The organism is Staphylococcus auricularis (genome assembly GCF_001500315.1).
Lineage (GTDB): Bacteria > Bacillota > Bacilli > Staphylococcales > Staphylococcaceae > Staphylococcus > Staphylococcus auricularis.
Genome location: NZ_LLER01000006.1, coordinates 1 through 21,432, shown reverse-complemented (window position 1 = coordinate 21,432; position 21,432 = coordinate 1). Strand labels below are relative to the sequence as shown.

The 21,432-nt window shown below is 38.0% G+C and carries 17 protein-coding genes and 3 pseudogenes; 1 reads left to right on the top strand and 19 read right to left on the bottom strand.

Annotation, left to right across the window (positions count from 1 at the left end; all coding sequences use genetic code 11):
* Positions 1 to 148: 148 nt before the first annotated feature.
* Entirely contained in the window at positions 149 to 1,402 is a 1,254-nt protein-coding gene (locus APS80_RS03565) for a methionine gamma-lyase family protein (protein ID WP_059106915.1), read from the bottom strand.
* Between the two features lie 15 nt (positions 1,403 to 1,417).
* The gene (gene hflX, locus APS80_RS03560; RefSeq protein ID WP_059106914.1) at positions 1,418 to 2,653 is read right to left on the bottom strand and encodes a GTPase HflX; all 1,236 of its coding nucleotides are present in this window, start codon (positions 2,651 to 2,653) and stop codon (positions 1,418 to 1,420) included.
* Between the two features lie 105 nt (positions 2,654 to 2,758).
* On the opposite strand from hflX, the gene APS80_RS03555 reads away from it, so the two are divergent.
* Positions 2,759 to 3,232: a glutathione peroxidase gene (locus tag APS80_RS03555; protein ID WP_059106913.1), complete on the top strand. Its 474-nt coding sequence runs from the start codon at positions 2,759 to 2,761 to the stop codon at positions 3,230 to 3,232.
* A 358-nt stretch (positions 3,233 to 3,590) separates the two neighbouring features.
* Here APS80_RS03555 and hfq read toward each other — a convergent pair whose 3' ends face one another.
* The 17 genes and pseudogenes from hfq to APS80_RS03475 form a co-directional block, all read right to left on the bottom strand.
* Positions 3,591 to 3,806: an RNA chaperone Hfq gene (gene hfq / locus APS80_RS03550; RefSeq protein WP_059106912.1), complete on the bottom strand. Its 216-nt coding sequence runs from the start codon at positions 3,804 to 3,806 to the stop codon at positions 3,591 to 3,593.
* Position 3,807: 1 nt separating this feature from the next.
* Positions 3,808 to 4,755, bottom strand: coding sequence for a tRNA (adenosine(37)-N6)-dimethylallyltransferase MiaA (gene miaA / locus APS80_RS03545; RefSeq protein ID WP_059106911.1), 948 nt, complete (start codon positions 4,753 to 4,755; stop codon positions 3,808 to 3,810).
* Between the two features lie 28 nt (positions 4,756 to 4,783).
* The gene (locus APS80_RS03540) at positions 4,784 to 5,704 is read right to left on the bottom strand and encodes an alpha/beta fold hydrolase (protein ID WP_059106910.1); all 921 of its coding nucleotides are present in this window, start codon (positions 5,702 to 5,704) and stop codon (positions 4,784 to 4,786) included.
* A gap of 233 nt (positions 5,705 to 5,937) precedes the next feature.
* Positions 5,938 to 7,614 (bottom strand): glycerol-3-phosphate dehydrogenase/oxidase, encoded by a 1,677-nt coding sequence (locus tag APS80_RS03535; RefSeq protein ID WP_059106909.1) that lies wholly within the window; start codon positions 7,612 to 7,614, stop codon positions 5,938 to 5,940.
* A 142-nt stretch (positions 7,615 to 7,756) separates the two neighbouring features.
* On the bottom strand, positions 7,757 to 9,256 hold the full coding sequence (gene glpK / locus APS80_RS03530; protein WP_059106908.1) for a glycerol kinase GlpK: 1,500 nt from the start codon (positions 9,254 to 9,256) through the stop codon (positions 7,757 to 7,759).
* Positions 9,257 to 9,389: 133 nt separating this feature from the next.
* A complete protein-coding gene (locus APS80_RS03525; protein WP_059106907.1) occupies positions 9,390 to 10,208 on the bottom strand; it encodes an MIP/aquaporin family protein in 819 nt (272 codons plus the stop codon).
* Between the two features lie 191 nt (positions 10,209 to 10,399).
* Positions 10,400 to 10,933, bottom strand: a complete 534-nt coding sequence (locus APS80_RS03520; protein ID WP_059106906.1) for a glycerol-3-phosphate responsive antiterminator — start codon at positions 10,931 to 10,933, stop codon at positions 10,400 to 10,402.
* 88 nt (positions 10,934 to 11,021) lie between these two features.
* Positions 11,022 to 12,983, bottom strand: a complete 1,962-nt coding sequence (gene mutL, locus APS80_RS03515) for a DNA mismatch repair endonuclease MutL (protein WP_059106905.1) — start codon at positions 12,981 to 12,983, stop codon at positions 11,022 to 11,024.
* Between the two features lie 339 nt (positions 12,984 to 13,322).
* Positions 13,323 to 15,683 (bottom strand): annotated as a pseudogene (gene mutS, locus APS80_RS03510) (DNA mismatch repair protein MutS); the annotation flags it as partial.
* Between the two features lie 238 nt (positions 15,684 to 15,921).
* Positions 15,922 to 16,413 carry an energy coupling factor transporter S component ThiW gene (gene thiW / locus APS80_RS03505; protein ID WP_059106903.1) on the bottom strand — a complete coding sequence of 164 codons (492 nt, stop codon included), beginning with the start codon at positions 16,411 to 16,413 and terminating at the stop codon, positions 15,922 to 15,924.
* A gap of 23 nt (positions 16,414 to 16,436) precedes the next feature.
* Complete coding sequence (locus tag APS80_RS03500; protein ID WP_059106902.1) at positions 16,437 to 16,808, bottom strand: YlbF/YmcA family competence regulator; 372 nt, start codon at positions 16,806 to 16,808, stop codon at positions 16,437 to 16,439.
* Positions 16,808 to 17,238: pseudogene (locus APS80_RS10975) on the bottom strand (tRNA (N6-isopentenyl adenosine(37)-C2)-methylthiotransferase MiaB); the annotation flags it as partial. The pseudogene APS80_RS10975 and the gene APS80_RS03500, both read right to left, overlap by 1 nt.
* 484 nt (positions 17,239 to 17,722) lie before the next feature.
* Positions 17,723 to 18,019 (bottom strand): thiamine-binding protein, encoded by a 297-nt coding sequence (locus APS80_RS03495; protein ID WP_059106901.1) that lies wholly within the window; start codon positions 18,017 to 18,019, stop codon positions 17,723 to 17,725.
* Between the two features lie 81 nt (positions 18,020 to 18,100).
* Positions 18,101 to 18,724, bottom strand: coding sequence for a poly-gamma-glutamate hydrolase family protein (locus APS80_RS03490; RefSeq protein WP_059106900.1), 624 nt, complete (start codon positions 18,722 to 18,724; stop codon positions 18,101 to 18,103).
* Between the two features lie 109 nt (positions 18,725 to 18,833).
* Positions 18,834 to 19,454, bottom strand: a complete 621-nt coding sequence (locus APS80_RS03485) for a poly-gamma-glutamate hydrolase family protein (protein WP_059106899.1) — start codon at positions 19,452 to 19,454, stop codon at positions 18,834 to 18,836.
* 138 nt (positions 19,455 to 19,592) lie between these two features.
* Positions 19,593 to 20,459, bottom strand: a complete 867-nt coding sequence (locus tag APS80_RS03480) for a 2-oxoacid:ferredoxin oxidoreductase subunit beta (protein ID WP_059106898.1) — start codon at positions 20,457 to 20,459, stop codon at positions 19,593 to 19,595.
* Positions 20,460 to 21,432 (bottom strand): annotated as a pseudogene (locus APS80_RS03475) (2-oxoacid:acceptor oxidoreductase subunit alpha); the annotation flags it as partial.

The window sequence follows — 21,432 nt, the reverse complement described above, 5'->3', positions numbered from 1 at the left end:
TTTATAAGTGATTTCAAAAATATGTAAGGTTTTCTGACATGAAATCCAAAACCCGCGTCACAACAGTGATTTCAAAGCTGGATTATACGTGTGTGAACCCAAATTCAATCTGTTTATAAAAAAAGATTGAGACACGTTATTATATGTCTCAATCTTTCGGTAAAGCAATTAAACCTTGTTCTAATAATTGTTTCACAGCACGCGTAATCGCTAATTTCACGTGCTCGTATGTGAGTCCACCTTGAATATACGCTTCATAAGGCGGTCTGATCGGTCCATCTGCAGATAATTCAATGGAAGAGCCTTGTACAAACGTACCAGCCGCCATAATGACATCATCTTCATAGCCAGGCATGTACGCAGGTTCTGGACTAAAATGCGCGTTAATTGGTGATGCGTGTTGGATACTTTGACAGAATTGAATCATTTGTTCAGCTGTATCGAATTGAACTGTTTGAATCAAATCGGTTCTCGGTGCTTGGTATGACGGTGACGTATGCATGCTTAATTTTTCGAGTAAAAGACTTGTAAACAGTGCACCTTTTAAGCTTTGACTTACAATATGTGGGGCAAGGAAGAACCCTTGATACATTTCAGGCAAACTAGTTAATGAGGCCCCTGCTTCTTTACCAATCCCAGGAGCGGTTAATCTGTAACCACAACGTTCAATTAAATCTGCGCGACCTACGATGTAACCTCCGATTTTAGCGAGACCGCCTCCAGGATTTTTAATTAGTGATCCTGCCATAAGATCTGCGCCACATTCAATCGGTTCCCTACGCTCGACAAATTCGCCGTAACAATTATCGACAAAAATGATGACCTCAGGATATTTAGCTTTAATTGCTTTGATCGCTTGTTCAATTTGAGTCACAGTGAGTGATGGGCGTTGATCGTACCCTTTTGAACGTTGAATGGCGATCACTTTGGTATGGTCGTTGATTTCATTCAACACACGGTCAATATCAATCGTTTCATCTTTCAACGGAATATTACGATACTGCACCCCGTGTTCTTGTAAGCTTTCTACGCCGTTACCGTTCACCCCAATGACTTCTAATAAAGTATCATAAGGATCCCCTGTGATATAGAGCAGCTCGTCATTATATTTTAAGGTGCTTTGTAATGCAAGCGTAATGGCATGTGTACCAGAAATGATTTGCGGTCTTACTAATGCATCTTCAGCTTTAAATGTATGCGCATAGACTGCTTCAAGGTGATCACGACCCATGTCATCATAGCCATAGCCGGTCGTACCTTGTAAATCACTTTCTGCAATTTTAACTTCATGGAATGCGTCCAATACTTTTTCTTGATTATAGTAGGCATTCGCTTCGATGTCTTTAAAATAAGGTGCGAGTGTGTCCTCCACGGATGCCACCAGTTGTGATAAATCTGTCATTACATTAACTTCCTTCTATTCTTTACTGTAACCTGTCACTTCATAACAGTTTTCATTCTCATTAAAATTAATCTCAGAAACAAGTGTGTGTTGTTTCAGGAAATAAAGTCTGTCTGCATTGGTACTAGGTACCGTTTCTTCATAAGCATGAAGGGTTTGTTTGATTTTTCGATATAAAAACGATTTCACTTGTGCTAAATCTGCCTCATCGTGTGCTGAAACAAAAATTGAATCGTTCGATACAGATGGCAAAACGTCTTGCGCTAAATCTTTCTTATTAAAGATGACTGCTTGAGGAATGTGAGACATGTCAAGTTCTTCTAAAATGCGATTCACTGTCTCATATTGTGTTCGATACTCCTCGTGACTAGCATCGACTACATGTAATAATAAATCTGCATTTTTCGCTTCTTCTAACGTCGATTTAAATGCTGCTACAAGCGCTGTAGGTAGCTTTTGGATGAAACCGACTGTATCTGAAATGATGAGATTAAAGCCTTGATTGATTTGTATTTGACGTGTCTTTGGATCTAGCGTTGCGAACAGAATGTCTTTCTCAAACGTGCCTGCGTCAGACAGTTGATTAAACCAAGTTGATTTTCCAGCATTTGTATAACCTACTAATGCGACTTGATAGACTTGATTTTGTTGACGTTTATTTCGATAACGTTCGCGGTGTGCCACGACGGTTTCAAGTTGGTGTTTAATTTCGTTGATTCTTGTTCTAATATGACGACGATCCATTTCTAATTTCGTTTCACCAGGACCACGTGTACCAATCCCACCACCTAAGCGGGAAAGACTTTGTCCATGTCCTTGTAAACGTGGTAAAAGATAATCCAGTTGTGCAAGTTCGACTTGTAATTTACCTTCTTTACTTTGCGCACGTAACGTAAATATCTCTAATATTAACTGCGTACGATCAATGATTTTAATGTTGAGATTGCCATTTAATGCTTTAGACTGTGCAGTCGTCAACTCATCATTCGTTACGACCACATCGATGTCGTTCGCTTCAACGTACGCTTTAATTTCGGCGAGTTTACCTTTACCGACATAGTATTTATGATCAAAGTGTTCACGGTTTTGTTCAAACTGCGCTTCCACCGTAAGTCGGCATGTTTCTGATAATGCTTTTAGTTCTTCCATCGTCGATGTAAAATCAAATTGATCTTCTTCTTGAGAATTCACACCGACAATGATTGCTGTTTCATTCGGATTCGTTGTTGAATGTGAAGTTAATTGGCTCAAATATGCTCACCTCTTTTGACCATTCTAAGCTATTCTATCATAGTGTGTCTATCAAGACTACAACGTGAATCTGTGTTACATTAAAACAAAGTGAGGCGATAAATCATGTCTATCTATGATATTGAAGTACCTAAAACTAACGGAGAAACTTATAAATTAGAAGCTTACAAAGACTACGTCATTTTAATCGTAAATACAGCGAGTGAATGTGGTTTTACACCTCAATTCGAGGGGCTACAAGCACTCTATGAAAAATATAAAGATCAAAAATTTGTGGTTCTCGGTTTCCCATGTAATCAATTTGGTAAACAAGAACCAGGTTCAGGAGAAGAAGCCACACAAAATTGTAAAATTAATTATGGTGTATCATTCCCTATGCATGAAAAAATTAAAGTGAATGGTCCTGAACAGCATCCTCTATATCAACATTTGAAACAAGCTAAAAATGGCTTCTTAGGCGAAAAAATTAAATGGAATTTCACTAAATTTTTAATTAATAGAGACGGCGAAGTGATCAACCGCTTCGCGCCCCAAAAGAAACCGAGTCAATTAGAATCTAGTATCGAGGCATTACTATAATTAGTCCATCAATTTTCCATTAACATCTAACTTTAACGCCATATTATAAACAAGAATCCTCTTGAGCTTATACATCAATGTATAGTGCCCAAGGGGTTTTTATGTATGCTTAATCGTTGTGCAAGAACACATCTTTTAATTCAAAAACAATATGATATCGATACAAAAATTAAAAAATACGAGATAGAAAACAGAAGAGTGTGTAGTTTCAACTGATAAACACAGCAATCTCTATGCCTTTTACCAGGTCGAAATGCTTTTTCAAATTAAACATCTTTATCGATATTTAACATTACACTTTACTGCTTTCAATCTCGTATAAAAATTCACTTTAACCTTGCTTAAATTTCAACTGTAATTATGCTTCATTAGCGTTTTCTGTTGTAAAAGTACTAATCGCATGTTTGTAAATAAAGTGTTGTCGACCTTGTGAGTGAAGACAAACTACATATTTATCAAAGTCTTCGATAATACCTTTCATCTGGAACCCATTAACTAAAAAGACAACAACTTCTGTCTTATCAGCTTTAAATTGCCCTAGGAATTGGTCTTGGATGTTGTTTGTAGTAGTCATGTTAAGTACTCCTTTTCTTTATTTGGGCTGAGACCTCATCTAAATTTAATGAAAGTGATATTTTCTCTGTATCATACCATTCGACATCGAGTTTATTTTTAAACCAAGTCATTTGGCGTTTAGCATAATTTCTAGAATGTTGTTTCAACTTCGTGACAGCATCCTCTAAATTCATACTACCTTCCACTACTGGTACCATTTCTTTATAACCTATAGCTTGCATGCTTTGACAATCGCCATAACCATGCTTGACGAGACGTTTCACTTCATCATATAAGCCGTGGGTCAACATTATATCCACGCGTTTATTTATCCGCTTATATAAAGTGTCGCGCGACATTTCCATCCCTAATAATAATGTATCATAATTTGGCTCACTTTGTGTCACTTTCTTTCGAGAACTTATAACTTTTTTTGTTTTTAAGTAATATTCAATCGCACGGCGGACTCTTTTTCTATTATTGGGATGGATATCATCTGCAGATTGGGGATCAAACGTGGCTAAATACGCATGTAACTCCTCATTGGATAACTGATCGAGCTGTTCCATTTGCGCTTGCACTTGTTTCATTTTATCATCTGAAACTGCTTCATCATCAAAGGCATAATCATAGATCAATGATTGGATATACAATCCTGTGCCACCGACAATAATCGGTATTTTCCCGTGCTGTATGACCGATGCTATTGCCTGTTCAGCATAGTGTTTAAAGTCAAATGCAGAGAATGTTTCGTCCGGATTTAAAATATCTATCAAATAGTGTGGAATGCCGTCTTTTTCATCTTCTGTTACCTTCGCAGTTCCAATATCCATACCCCGATAGACTTGCATGGAATCGCCGCTAATGATTTCTCCATTGATCCGTTTCGCTAACTCAATGCTGAATTGCGTTTTGCCGACCGCCGTTGGACCGACAATCACTACGATAAACGGTTTATGTTGCGTCACGTTGATAATCTCCTTTTATCCTATAATTTCATTTATGTTGCTGCGCTTTTAACCATTCGAATAAATGTTGCCATGTGATTGTATCACTATCATCAAATAAAATTTCATGACGTTTATTGGGATAGAGTTGTACAGTGATATCGTTAAACCCCGCTCTGATGTACTCACGATATAAATGCTTCACACCCTTCCCATAATTACTCACTGGGTCTTCTTCCCCTGACATAAGTAATATAGGGATATTATGATCAATACGTTCTAATGCGCGTGCAGCACTTGTTTCTATCATCGTATCTAGTGTTTCATATATCAATTGATTAGAAACCAAAAATCCTGTGTATGGATCATTTTCAAAACGATCAACATGTTCTGGATTGGTATCTAACCAATCATTCGAAGTCCGATGCGGTTTGATTTTTTTATTAAATGAATGATAGACGATTTGATTTAACCAAGGTAACAAAGTAGATTTACCTGTCATAATAATAATGAGATCTAATAACCGCCGTGCAGGCCGTGCCATCCACAATGGATATTGAGGCGTTCCAGTGAGTATAAGTCCATCTAAGACTTCACTGTATTGTTCAATATAACGACGCGCGATTAATGACCCCATCGAATGCCCTAACACGATATAAGGCACGTGTGCATATTTAGATGAGAGGGTTTGATAGATTTCATATGCGTCGGTTGCTGCTTGTTTAAAACTATCGATATGACCGCGTGTTGTTTCATCGATATGTATCCCATGACCTCGATGATGATGGCGAAGTACATCGTAACCTGCTTCGTTCAGCGCTGTAACTAAACGATTATAGCGGTGGAAGTGTTCCGCCATGCCGTGAAAAATATGTATCAATCCTACCACATGTTTTCGATCGGTTTGATTCAGTTTAGCCTCTAACACCGTCCCATCTGAAACAGTCATGCTAAATGATTGTTCTATCATCTATAACGCCTCCTTTCATGACTTGAGCAGCACGCTTACTACTAAAAAATATACATTGAAGTGACTGTAATTTCAAATAGATGATGAAATCCTTTTTTAATCGCCTAAATCGATGGAGGGTCATGATCACCACATATATAAAAAACGCCACAGAAACCTTCATCTCTTACATCGATTTCTGTGACGTCTTCTTTTTAGAATACTAATTTGAATGTTGTTTTAACATGTTAAGTTTATTCTTTTTCAGCAGGTTGATCGTTACCAGTACGTGCTTCATCAATCGCTTTATCTAATTCTTGCATATATGCTTCTTTTTGAGCATCTGTATAGCCTAAAAGTTGTGCCATCACTTTGACGACATCATTTTTATATTTCAACACATCTGAAATGTTGAAGTATAATTTACCAGTACGACGCACTAAGAAGTCTGTTGGTTTATAAACCATTTCATAACGGATAGCGTAAACAAGTTCAGTGTACATATCTAATGGTAGACCTGAGGATTGATATTGAGCAGTTTGGGCAATTTCGAATAAATCTTTCGCATTTGAACCATATTTACTAGCGAAGTGACGTGCAAGTTCTGCATCTAATTGATATTTTTTAGCGAGTTCAACTTGATCTTCAACGAAAGTATCGAAGTTCGCACTACCGCCTACATCACCGCCTGAGATAGGTAGATGTTTTGTTTCACATGGTTTAAATTTGAGACCGTATTCTTTTTTCAAGCGTTTCGCTAATAAGTCTACAATTTCTAATGCCATGTGACGGTAACCAGTTAATTTACCACCAGCGATGGTTAAGAGACCTGATTTACCTTCCCAAACTTCATCTTTACGAGAGATTTCTGAAGGATCTTTCCCTTCTTCTAAAATAAGCGGTCTAACACCAGCCCAAGAAGATTCAATGTCTTCATCTTTCGCTTCAACTTCTGGGAACATATAGTTTAAGGCATCGAGTAAATAAGCTCTGTCTTCTGGAGTCGCAAGTGGTGATGTTTTATCGTTATCATAGAATGTATCTGTTGTACCGATATAAGCTTTGCCTTCACGTGGAATCGCAAAGATCATACGGCCATCGCTTTCAGTATCAAAGTAAACAGCTTGGCGTAATGGGAATTTAGATTGATCTAGCACAATGTGTACCCCTTTAGTTAAGCGGAGGTTTTTATTGTTGCGTGCATAGTCACCGCTACGTACTTCATCTACCCATGGTCCTGCAGCATTGATTACTTTTTTAGCTTTGATATCAAACACTTCATTAGTAAGTACGTCGCGTGCTTGGATACCATTTACTTTTTCATTTGAATCATATGTGAAGTGTTCTGATTTCACATAGTTAATAATTGTAGCGCCTTTTTCTTCAGCACGTTTCATGACTTCCATAGTTAAACGCGCATCATCTGTACGATATTCTACGTAGTAGCCGCCGCCTTTAAGGCCATCTTTTTTCACTAGAGGTTCTTTATCTAATGTTTGTTTTTTATTTAACATCACTTTACGTTCTGATTTTTTAACACCTGCTAAGCGGTCATACATGGTTAAACCAACACCTGCTGTGAAGTTACCAAGATTGCTACCTTTATGGAATGGTAATAACATTTTTTCAGGTGTTGTCACGTGTGGACCATTTTCGTAAACGATCGCTCTTTCACGTCCTGTTTCTTTAACGACACCCACTTGTAATTGTTGAAGATAACGAAGGCCACCGTGTACTAATTTTGTTGAACGTGAGCTTGTACCTTGGGCAAAGTCTTGCATTTCTACTAAAGCGACTTTCATGCCACGTTGGCTCGCATCTAAGGCGATACCTGCACCAGTGATGCCCCCACCGATGATGACAGCGTCGTATGATTCTTCGTCTCTTAATTGTTTTTTGATTTGATCTCTATTTAGTGTAGATAAACTCATAGATATTACGCCTCCTAATAGTAAAAAAAGAGAGAGCTATCCCATACATATCATATTGTACGAACAGTTCTCTCAATTCTCAACTTCATTAATATTAACTTGACTTCATTCTAGCATAGTCCATGAATTCAAGTCTATTGATTTAATCTTCTAATTTAAAGACTTGAGTTGCTTCAACTGCTTTTTTCCAACCTTTATAAAGTTTTTCACGTTGATCTTCTTCCATTTCTGGTAAGAATTCTTTATCTAATTGCCAACGGTCTTCGATGTCGTCTTTATTATCCCAGAAATCAACGGCTAAACCTGCAAGATAAGCTGCACCCAGTGCAGTTGTTTCATTAATTTCTGGACGTTCAACGCCTACGTTTAATAAATCTGATTGGAATTGCATGATGAAGTTATTTTTAACTGCACCACCATCGACACGAAGGTTGTTCACTTTGATACCTGAATCTTTTTCCATCGCTTCTAATACGTCACGTGTTTGATAGCAAAGTGATTCGAGTGTTGCGCGAATGAAATGTTCTTTAGACGTACCACGTGTTAAACCAAAGATTGAACCTCGTGCATCTGAATCCCAGTACGGTGTCCCAAGTCCGACGAATGCAGGAACGAAATAAACACCTTCAGTTGAGTCGACACGTTTGGCATAATCTTCAGTCGCAGGTGCAGAATCAATCATACGTAAGCCATCACGTAACCATTGGATAGCTGAACCAGATACAAAGATTGAACCTTCTAACGCATAGTAAACTTTACCATCTATACCATAAGCAATCGTTGTAAGTAAGCCGCTTTCAGATGTGACAGCTTCTTCACCTGTATTCATCAACATGAAGCCACCTGTACCGTACGTATTTTTCACGTCACCACGGTTAAAGCATGCTTGACCGAATAATGCAGCTTGTTGGTCACCCGCAATACCTGCAATCGGTACAGATTCACCGAAGAAGTGATAATCGATGGTATGTGCGTAAACTTCACTTGATGCTTTCACTTCAGGTAACATGCTTTCTGGGACTTCTAAGATATCTAACAATTCTTTATCCCATTCTAAATCATGAATATTATAAAGTAAGGTACGGCTTGCATTCGTATAATCTGTAATGTGAGCGTGACCGCCAGATAATTTCCATACGAGCCAAGAATCAATTGTACCAAATAGAAGATCGCCGTTTTCAGCTTTTTCTCTTGCACCATCTACGTGATCTAAGATCCATTTCACTTTCGTACCAGCAAAATAAGGGTCTAGTAATAAGCCCGTTTTTTGATGGAATTTTTCTTCTAATCCTTTATCTTTTAACTCTTGTACGATGCTTTGTGTTTGGCGAGATTGCCAGACAATCGCATGATAAATAGGTCGACCTGTATTTTTATCCCAAACGACAGTTGTTTCACGTTGGTTTGTAATACCGATACCTGCAATTTGTTGTGCGTAAACATTTTCTTCATTGATGACTTCGGCAATGACAGATAAAACAGATGTCCAAATTTCATTTGCATCATGTTCTACCCATCCTGAGTGTGGAAAGTATTGTTTAAATTCACGTTGTGCCACACCTTTGATCGTACCATCTTGATTAAATAGAATTGCTCTAGAACTTGTTGTTCCTTGGTCTATAGATAAAATATATTTTTCCATGATCATTCTCCCTTTCGTCTATCAATTGAACATATGGTATATCGGCGTGTTTGTATACTATACCCTCAATTGAGATGTTTTGAACTCAATCCATATGCCAGTGATGGTGGAAACCATCATTCAAACATTGCCCTTAATATATAGATTCAATTCGCCCTGATTTATCGCGTTTGTTCATGAACAAGCCAACGATCAATGTGATGATTACGACGACAATACTTAAGACCGTCATACTATCAAATATACCTTTAAATAGGACTCGATAAACAGCTGCACCAAACATTCCTCCCGCGATTGGTCCTAATACAGGAACAATTGCGTAACTCCAATCAGAACCACCTTTTCCTTTAATCGGTAAGAACGCATGTGCAATTCTAGGTCCTAAGTCACGCGCAGGGTTGATCGCATAACCTGTTGTACCACCTAAACTGACACCAATTGCTAAGATTAATGCACCTACGATAAGTGGATTTAATCCATCAGCGATTTTATTCATTCCGATGTATAATAACCCTAAAACTAACACTGCAGTACCGATGATTTCACTGATAAAGTTTGCGAAGTAGTTTCGAATTGAAGGCGCTGTAGAAAACACACCCAATTTCGTCGGTCCATCTTCTGTCACTTTCCAATGTGGTAAATACATTAACCATACGAGAACAGCACCGAAGATACCACCTAAAATTTGGCAGATAATGTATCCTGGAACCATACCCCAAGCAAGTGAGCCATCCATTGCAAAGGCTAATGTTACGGCTGGATTTAAGTGTGCACCTGAAATATCACCTACAGCATATGCACCCATAGCAACACCGAGTGCCCAACCTACGGCGATGACGATCCAGTCAGCACCATTTGCAGCACTACGCTTTAAATTGACGTTTGCGCAGACACCGCCTCCCAATAAAATCAAGATTGCTGTCCCTAAGAACTCAGCAACATATTCATTCATAATGTATCCTCCTTAAAAAAAGAGACTCCTACACGAGTAGCCAAAATATCCGAAATATCTCAGGCTGTCATTGCAGAAATCTCCTATCTCCATCTGTTTATTAACTTGATTTTTATTTTATACCTACGTTGTAAGCGTTGTCAAACGTTTTTGTAAAAAAATTGTCATAATTTAAAGCGTTTTCTCAAAGATTACCATAGAGCGCGTTTGCTCGTTGTGACAAGATGCGCACCATAGTCGACGGCAGTATCAATCTCTGCTTCATCACTAATTAAGCCACCCGCAATTACTGGAATCTGCGTTGCCTCTTTGATTTGTTGAATCGCTTTACTAGCAACACCAGGTAACACTTCCACGTAATCCGGTTGTGTACGTTGAATGAGTTGAATACTGCGTTCTAATGCATGACTATCGATGATAAACACTCTTAATACCGTCACAGTATCGAGGTCTTTGGCACGTTTAATGACTTTCGTTTTCGTCGAGATGATGCCTTTAGGTTTATAATTTTGAATAATATATTCACAAGCAAATTCATCATGACTCATACCTTTAATCAAATCGATATGAATAAAGGTTTCAATCTGTTCTTTTTTTAGATAATTAAAAATGCCATTTAAATGTCCAATATGTGTATCAAGTAATACACATGATCGATAATCTGTTTGGACAAATTTTTCCATGTCTTTCATATTTCTAATCGCTGGTAAAATGTGTGGTTTCACTAGTTGAGGTCATCTCCTTTAAACTCAATCAATCATGTGTATGACACTTGATCATACAGTCTTTATATAAATTAATGCTATTGCTTCATTAAACGATACGTTTGAATAAACGTTCTAATTCATAGTTAGAAAAGTTAATAATAATCGGTCTACCATGTGGGCAAGTGAATGGATCTTCAGCTTGACGAAGTTGATCAATCAAATCAGCCATTTCATTATTTTTGAGATAGTGATTTGCTTTTATTGAACGTTTACAACTCATCATAATTGCCGCTTCTTCTCGAATTTTTTTCACTTCTACTTTTTTATGCTCTAAGACATAATCAATCATGTCTTTGATAATGTCTTCCGCTTCATTCGATGGGAACCAAACAGGATAACTATCCACGATGTAATCATTGCCACCAAACGGTTCGAGATGCACGCCCACTTTATCTAATTCGTCTTTGTATTGTTCAATAATCATTTTTTCATCACGTGAAAAATGGAACGTTAATGGAATCAATAAATTTTGAACTTCATTCGTTACTTCACCAATTTTTTCTCTGAAGTATTCATATTTAATACGTTCTTGTGCTGCATGTTGGTCGATCATGTACATGCCATCTTCATTTTGAGCGATGATGTATGTGCCGTGGACTTGTCCGACGACTTCCATATAAGGCACACGTCGATGTGGGGACTGATTCGTAGCATCTTTAATATCATCATTTTCACGAGATGCATCGTCAGTTGCACTTAACTCCCCTTCGCCTTCCATATCTTGGAGTAAATCACGTTGTGCTTGACTATAATCGTCTTCTGTCGTTACGGTTTCAGCTATTTCGTTATCTTGAGTTGAAGCTTCATTACCGGAATAGTGATAAGTTGTTTCATTATCATCCGTTATGTCTGATGAAAGTTGTGCTGTAGTGTCGGTTTGCGAAGGTTTCGCTTTATTTTCATCCTCGTTAGACTCAGTTTGTTGTTGTTGCTGTTGATGAAAGTCCATTTTTTGTTGTTCAAATTGTTCTAAAACCTTATGTTTTTTATCGAATTGCTTCATGTTATTGTGTGGAATTAAAATGCGATCTTTAAATGCCTCGCGAATTTTTTCCACAATAAGATCGTATAGTTGAGACTCTTTCGATAATCTCACTTCTAATTTCGTCGGATGGACATTTACGTCTACTAAGATGGGATCCATCGTAATATTGATATAACAAATCGGATAACGACCGACCATGAGTAGCGTATGATACCCTTCAACAATAGCCTTATCTAAGACGAAGTTTTTAATATAGCGTCCATTGATAAAGATTGAAATATAATGTTTATTACTCCGCGAATGTTCAGGTTTTGCGACATAACCTTCTAAATGATAATCGCTCGTATCACCTGAAATATGTACTAAGTCCTTCGCGACTTTCATGCCGTAAACTTCTGCCATCACTTCATTCGTACGCCCTGAGCCGTTGGTACGTAATACTTTCTTGCCATCAGAATAAAGGGAAATACGAATATCTGGATGACTCATAGCCATACGGTTGACGATATCTGTGATTTTACCTAATTCAGTATAAAGGCTTTTGATATATTTCAATCGTGCCGGCGTATTATAGAATAAAGATTCGACTAAAATATCTGTCCCGCGTTTTGCTTTAGCCGGTTTTTGCTCAATAATTTGACCGTTCTCAGCGTACACTTCATGACCTTCTTCGCCATCTGTACATGTAGTCAATGTCACTTTCGCTACAGATGCAATACTCGCTAAAGCTTCCCCTCTAAACCCGAGTGTTCGGATGTGGAACAAGTCATCATCATGATTGAGCTTACTTGTCGCATGACGATGGAACACTAAATCTAAGTCATCTGCTTCAATACCTGTGCCGTTATCGACCACTCGAATAGACTGAATACCTGACTGTTCAACTTCGATGTTAATTTCAGTCGCATCTGCATCAATGGCATTTTCAAGCAGCTCTTTAACGACGGAACCTGGACGCTCTACGACTTCTCCAGCAGCAATTTTATTCGCTAAAGACGTTTGTAATTCTTTAATATGACCCACGCTCATCCTCCTCTACTTTAATTGATTTTGTAAGTCATTTAATTTCACTAGTGCTTCAATCGGTGTCATATTGGATAAATTCAAGTCTTTAATTTGTCGTTCGACTTCACTTTGTTCTGGCGGTTCATTAAATAAATCAAATGCAGCTTGTTCAAATTGCTGTGCATGAGCTGTTGATTCAGATGATGTTTGTGTTGGGTACGTTTCTGCTTTTTCCTCGTGAAGCGCCTCTGATTGTGTTTCGCGTTGCGCTTCTTGTTCACGTAGCGGTTGAGTGTCATCGTTAGCTGTTTGAGTAGTCGGCTCTGGTTTGCCTTCAGTCGTCGGTTGTATCGTGTCATGTTGTTCAAAGGCATCGAGAATAACTTGTGCGCGATCTATAATTTCATCAGGCAATTCCGCTAATTTTGCAACTTGAATACCATAACTATCATCTACAGCGCCATCTTTCACTTTGTGGAGAAAGATGAGTTGGCCTTGATATTCACTCGCTGCAACATGGACATTTTTCAATCCATTGAGCGATTGATCTAAAGCGGTTAACTCGTGATAGTGGGTTGAGAATAATGTTTTCGCGTGTGAAGTTTGTGCGACATATTCAATCATGGCTTGTGCAAGTGCAAGACCATCATAAGTCGATGTACCCCGGCCGATTTCATCAAAGATAATTAAACTATCTTTTGTCGCATGGGCAAGCGCGTTTTGTGCCTCTAACATTTCTACCATGAAGGTACTTTTACCTGATACGAGGTCATCTGCAGCACCAATTCGTGTAAAGATTTGATCGAATATAGGAAGTGTTGCAGCTTCACAAGGTACATATGAACCCATTTGAGCCATAATACTAATGATCGCAACTTGTCTCATATAGGTTGATTTCCCTGACATATTCGGTCCAGTAATCAAATAGATAAATGTCTCTTTGTCTAGGTGACAATCATTCGGCACATAATCGTTATGATCCATGACACGTTCAACGACTGGGTGTCTAGATTCGTTAAGTGATAATGTCTTGTCTTTGCTGAATTCTGGACGTGAATAATTGTAACGTTGCGCGATTTCCGCAAAGCTTTGTAAACAGTCGAGCTCTGAAATCACTTTCGCTTGTTGTTGCAATCGTTCTGTATACTGTTGGACCGTTTCTCTCAGTTCGACAAATAGCTCATACTCTAGATCAACGGCTTTATCTTCAGCACCGAGGATGAGATCTTCTTTTTCTTTTAATTCATCTGTGATAAATCGTTCAGCGTTAGATAGCGTTTGTTTACGATGGTAACCATACGCAGCTGGATCAAATCCTTGTAAGTTTGCACGTGTAATCTCTATAAAATATCCAAACACTTTATTAAAGCTGATTTTCAACGATTTAATACCTGTGCGTTCACGTTCTTTCGTCTGTAATTGGGCTAACCATGTCTTACCGTTTTGTGAAGCTTCAAGATACTCATCTAATTGACTGTTAAACCCTGACTTAAATAAGCCACCATCTTTAACGGAAATCGGCGGTTCATCCACCAAACTATTTTCTAATAAGGCATGTAAATCATCTAACGGTTCAAGCGCTGAAAATTGATTCACAACCGTTTCATCCATTTCTGTGAGTACAGATTTGATGCGTGGAATCTCTGCGATGGAATGTTTTAACTGAATAAGATCTCGTGCGTTCACATTCCCGTAACTGACACGGCCTACAAGTCGCTCGATATCATACACGTGCGTTAAATATTCACGCAATGTATCGCGTTCGATAAAGTGTTGTAAAAATTGTTCAACCATATTAAGTCGAGTCTCTATTTGTTGTTGATGAATCAATGGTCGATCAATCCATTGTTTTAAACGTCTCGCTCCCATGGGTGTTTGCGTTTCATCCATGAGCCACAACAAAGTACCTTTTTTAGATTTCAAACGCATACTTTCTGTTAATTCTAAATTGCGCTTCGCATAGTAATCCATTTTCATGAAATCAACCGCTTCATAAGGTGCTACATTTTCAATATGAGATAGATCTCTCTTTTGTGTGTGATGAATATAATCTAATAATAATTGTGTCGCATCATACATCAGTTGGTCGTCATTCGTATTTTCATTATAAGTCGCATCTGAAATATGATCTACGACAGTAATCGTTTCTGTTGTTGTCGCAATTTGACGTTTTAAGTTACCTTCAATCTCTTGTTGGACGACAATCTCGTTCGGATTGATTGTCGTGATTTCATTGATGAGTGTTGCTTCATCTTCGAACTGTGTGACTTTTAACTCACCGGTTGAAACGTCACAGTAACTCAGTGCGTACTGATCACCATCGAAAATATAACTTAAAATGTAGTTATTTTGTTTTTCATCTACGCCACCTTGTTCCATGACGGTACCTGGCGTCACAACGCGTATGACTTCTCGTTTTACCATGCCTTTGGTCTGTTTAGGGTCTTCCATTTGTTCACAAATAGCTACTTTATAGCCATTGTTGATAAGAGTTTCGATATAACTTTCAGAAGAGTGATAAGGGACCCCGCACATCGGGATTGGATTTTCTTTTTTGGCATCCCTTTTTGTCAAAGTAATTTCAAGCACGCGTGATGCTTCTTTCGCGTCTTCGTAAAACATTTCATAAAAGTCGCCTAATCTAAAAAATAATAAACAATCTTGATATTGAGATTTTATTTCTAAATACTGTTTCATCATTGGAGTAACATTTGCCATAAATCTATTTCACGACCCTTTTTCTAATTCAAAATTTAAACTGATCAGTTCGTATATCGATACTTTTTTATTCGAATATTTATGTTATTTTTTCCTGGTTAATCGAAGTTTATAACTATTAAATTTTAACATATAACAGCGTGTAAATCCCATCGTTTCATTTGTCCCAAATAACAAAAGACTAGGACATCGTATTGCCCTAGTCTCCAAAATGCATTCATATCAGGAAAGGATCTAGCTATTTAATAAAGCGATCCAGTATACCTTTTTTCTTCAAAATCATTAAAATGACATAGCTGATTGCAGCACCAATTACACTTGATAAAATAAATGCTACCATCAGTGGTTTCACGGCAAAATCACCAAGTCCGATGATCCAAGCAACAGGAATGCACATTAAACTACCTATGATACCTGTACCGATCACTTCACCCACTGCTGCCATAAAAATATGACGACGATATAAATAAAATACACTCGCTAAAAAGACGCCAATCATACTGCCTGGAAACGCAAACGCACTTCCTGTATTAAATAATATGCGTAACACGGATGAGATAAAAGCTTGTGCTAAGCCGTACCAAGGGCCAACCAATACCGCACACAACACATTAATCAAATGTTGTATCGGTGCAGCTTTTATCGGTCCGAGTGGAATAATAATAAAACTACTGAGTACGATATTAATCGCGATTAAAATGGAAGTTAATGTTAACTTTCTTGTATTCATCTTTCGCACCACCATTCCTAACTTTAGTTGTGATCTTCTTCTGCGTCCTCGTCTTGCTGATTTAATCGGTCAGCCATGGTTGAAATCATCATTTGTAAGATATTATTCGCTTCAGCTTGTGCTTCACGAAACTCTTCCACGATGGGAATGCGATTAATTTCGTCTTCAAGATGTTGTATGCGCGCTTCTGATTGTTTTAACGCTTCTGTTTTACCATAATTTTGTAGATTGACCGATTGTTTTTGTGAGCGTTTCAATTGTTTCATATTTTGATCAATCGATTGGTTGGCATGAATTTGTTCTTCGATTGAACGATAATCGGAAATTTCCGGTAAGGCCTTTATTTTCTCACTCAATTGATCTGCTTCAGCTAAAATATCTTCTTTATTATACATTATCCAATCACCATCGCTTCATGTTCTTGAAGGAACGTACCATTCATTGAAAATCGCCAAGCAGTATCGATTCCCACACCGACAAGTTTACCGATCATCTCTTCAGTTGCGCTAAATTTAACGCGTTTATTTTTATCTGTGTAACCCGCTTATACGCTGTCATCTTTCTTACCTTTACCTCACATAATACTGTGACGACCTCATTTTCCTATTGGTGCATTGCTTCACTCGAATAATATGAAACTTTGTCACTAAGACGATGTAAACAATCCTTTTTAACATCGAATGCCACATTATCTTTCATTTTCGCTGCTGGCGTGCCATCACGTTGAGAATAAATGTATGTATAGGCATGTTTAAACTGGACTTCGCCGTAAAATGATAACGTTTCTTCAAATTTTGATTCCGCTTCGTTCAGATAGTCAATAATTGACGATTATCTTGCGCTTTTTATCTCTTTCAGCAAAGATATTTAACGTCGTTTCTGTTTTTTTTCTTCATTCAAAGTAAAACCCTTTTTTGGCACGACATAAAATTAAAGTTTGGTGCATTACATTTCATGTTCATTCACGTCGTTGTATGCCTGTAATCACTCATTAATTATATTAAACTTAAAGGTAAAGTGCAAAAAGCAACACAAACGTTCATCTTATTTTAAACAGCCATGCTAAACCGCCTGTAATTATAATTTTTCAATGTTTAAAATGATATCTCGCGAAAGTGCTTTTCATTCATTTTCCCTACTGAACATAAAAATTGAGACATACCCGCTATACTCATAATCAATTGTAGAATCTGAAGCATAGGGTCGCGTATGTCTCAATCGTTAAGGTTACAGGTTTCTACATCTGAGATCCTGTAAAAAATGAGGAATTGATAAAGTGGATTAATCCTAGCGCATCTTTATGATGCCATCACTGTTCATCATATTTACCTGTTAATGTTTCAATCGTGATTCCTTCAGGTACATGATAGAACTTCACTTCACTGATAATACTTGGTATTTCTAGTTCTACCATGCGATCATTCATGTTCTGAATGAGAATCAAGCAGTTATCCATACTCCCTTGTACGGTAGTTTCTAATGGACCTACACTATAAGGTAATCCTGATTGTTCAATGATATGAATGGCTTCATCTACATAAGGAATGACATCTTCACCATTCGGGGTTTTAGGAATAATTTGTATACTCATTAATGTATCGTCCAACTTTACCATCTCTTTTCCTTTTTAAATCTGACTATTACGTGCCGTTAAACAGTCATTTTATTTTCATTTATTATAACAGCATTAACCGCGTGCGTTAACTGCTTTGACAAGAGCATCAGCAAATTGGTGTAAGTAGTCGTCCCAGTTTTCTTCGTCTTCACGAGAACTTTTACCGTATTTGCCATCTTTGAAGAAGCTTTTTCTTAGACTTGGTGTTAATTCTAATTGAACACCTTGTCCAGATTTGCCACAGTTGTTAATGTTTTTATCTTTGTCACCTGAAATGTGATCAGGAGCAGTATCAACTGTAACACCGATATCTTCTAACGCTTCTTTAATTGTTGCGATTAATTCTTCGTCTTTACCACCTAAGTAAACGACTTCGCCATCTCCATCACATCCGTGGATTGCTACAGCGATGTCTTTATATTTAATTTTATCTTTGATTGTAGGTTCGTCATAATGTGTAGATGTGACATGTAAATCTTGATTGCCTTTAGAACGTGTACCTTTAAATGAATAAAAATCAAAGTTACCTTTGGCAGCTGTAAGCGCAGCTAATTCTGTTGTTCCCGGTTCAATACCGCCACCATGAATAGCTGTGATGATTGCGTTACTTGATCTATCTTCAGCTTGGACTTCCCAATCATCACCTTCTCTTGTTTGTTCCATTAGTTCTGTCATAGATTTAAATTTATCAGCCATTATAATCCTCCTAACCACATGATAGTAATTGCATACCCGCATGCAGTTAGACATAACACTTTTAAAGGAATAGTAATAATTCTTTAAATTCTTTACGCAATTGTAATAGTTATGACGAAATCATGGCTTTAACGATACAAGCGGCAAATTGATGCATGAAGGCACTCCAATTATCTCGGTTTTCTCGATCTTTAAGTCCATATTTACCATTATTGAAAAATTGTTTTCTTAACGGCACGGTGAGCTCTAATTGAACACCTTGAGCGGTCTGACCTTGATTCACAAAATTATCATTCGACATCCCATTAATCGGTGCAGGTGCAGCTTCAAGCTCCACACCCAGTGTACGTAACTGAGCTTCAATACGTTGACCTAGCCGCTGATCTTGACCACCTATATACACTTTACTGTGCTTACCATTACAGCCATGGATTGAAAGCACATTTGAACTGTTTTTTACCATATCATGTAGGACGGGTTCATCAAAATGACTCGAAGTTACATGCAGTGCATCATTATGATTGCGTCGAATCGCTTTAAACGTATAGTAATTAAACGCTCCTTCTTCGGCGATTAACTGTGCAAGCTCTGAGGTGCCTCGTTCGATTGCACCGCCATGCACGGCAGTAACCAATATCTCACTATCGCGATTTGTAGTTATGATTTCCCAATCTTTTCCTTCTATAGTATGTTCCATTAATTCCGTTATCGAAGCAAACTGATCGACCATGGTATCCTCCCGAATTTTTCTATTGAAGTATATCATCCTATTATATACAACGAGCCTGAGACCATACGTTGTATAGCAACATCCTTCTTAGTCTCAGGCTCATTCATATCTATCTCACTTATAGTTTAAAGCACAACATTAAACGAATTGTGCAGTTAAGTCATTAAAGGTTTGTTCACTGAGTTCGAGTTCTTTCTTAGCTAAAGGTGTTTCATCTAATTGATCCACTTGTGATTCATAAGATGGTGTTGTCGTATCTTGGTACACAATCCCTTTAATGAGTGAATCATATTCTAAAATGGCTTTCATCGCTGCTTTTTTATCTGAAAGATCATATGACTCAATATCTTCCATACTAGTAAGATTTTCTTTAAACCAATCATACGTATTAATCTTATTGTATGTGACACAAGGAGAGAACACGTTTACAAATGAAAAACCATCGTGATTGATCGCGTCTTCTAACATTTTAGTCAATCCTTTAATATCACTTGAAAAACCTTGTGCGACAAATGTTGCACCTGATGATAATGCGAGTTCTAGTGGTGCGACATTTTTTTCGATGTTTCCTTTAGGTGTAGATTTCGTAACAAATCCTACTGCAGATGATGGAGACGTTTGACCTTTAGTTAAACCATAGATTTGATTATCCATGACAACATAAGTCATATTCATATTTCTACGTAACGCATGAATCGTATGTCCCATACCGATTGCATAACCATCACCATCTCCACCTGAAGCGATGACAGTGAGATCTCTGTTCGCCATTTTCACACCTTGTGCAAGGGGTAATGCACGGCCGTGAACACCGTGAACACCATATGCATTAATATACCCAGATAAACGGCCTGAACAACCGATACCGGTAATGATGGCTACATCCTCTGGTTCTAGTCCTACATTCGCTGCTGCTTTTTGTATCGCTGCTTGGACTGAGAAGTCACCACAGCCTGGACACCAATTGGGCTTCACATTATTTCTAAAGTCTTTAAATGTTGCCACTTAGTTCATCTCCTTTAATGAATTAGCAATTTCTGTACCTTTTTCTTCTATTTCGTGCGGTAAGAATGGCATACCGTCGTATTTCGTTTGATTGATTAATTTATCTCCAAGATTTACATTCATTTTCAAAATGCTTGCCAGTTGACCTTGATAATTATGTTCTACGACGACGACTTTCGTTGCTTGGTCAACCGCTTTTTGAATCGTTTCTTTCGGGAATGGATGCAGTTGTCTAATTTGTAAATGATTCACTTTGATTCCTTGATCTTCAAGACGTGCTTTACCTTCTTGAATGGCACCTTTTGTTGAAATGAATCCGATGTACAATATATCAGCTGCGTCGTGCGGCATGTCCGCTTCAACTGGATCATCAATGAGTAAATGTTCAGTTTTACGCATTCGTTTTTCCATTTGTTGTTGTCTATTTACCGCATCCTCGCTCGTTTTACCTTCTTCATTATGTTCGACACCTGTCACGTGATGGATACCGCCTTTAAGACCGGGTATAGGACGTGGTGAAATACCACTTTCAGTTAACGCATAACGTCTGAAATAGCTTTTATCTCCTTCTTCACGTTCGATATCACCTTGTAATAACTCTCCTCGCTCAATGCTGACTGCGTCTCTATCTAACTGTTCTACGGTTTGTTTACCTAATGATAGTTGTAAGTCACTCAATACGATGACTGGACATTGATAAATTTCAGCAAGGTTAAATGCTTCCATCGTTAGATAAAATGCATCTTTCGCATCAGTAGGCGCCACGACGATTTTAGGAATATCGCCATGTGTTCCGTAAATCATTTGCATAAGGTCTGATTGCTCTTGTTTCGTTGGTAGACCAGTTGAAGGGCCACCACGTTGTGTATTAATCACGACGAGTGGTGTTTCTGTCATCCCGGAAAGACCGATCGCTTCCATCATGAGTGACAAACCAGGGCCCGCACTTGCAGTAAATGCGCGAACACCGCCA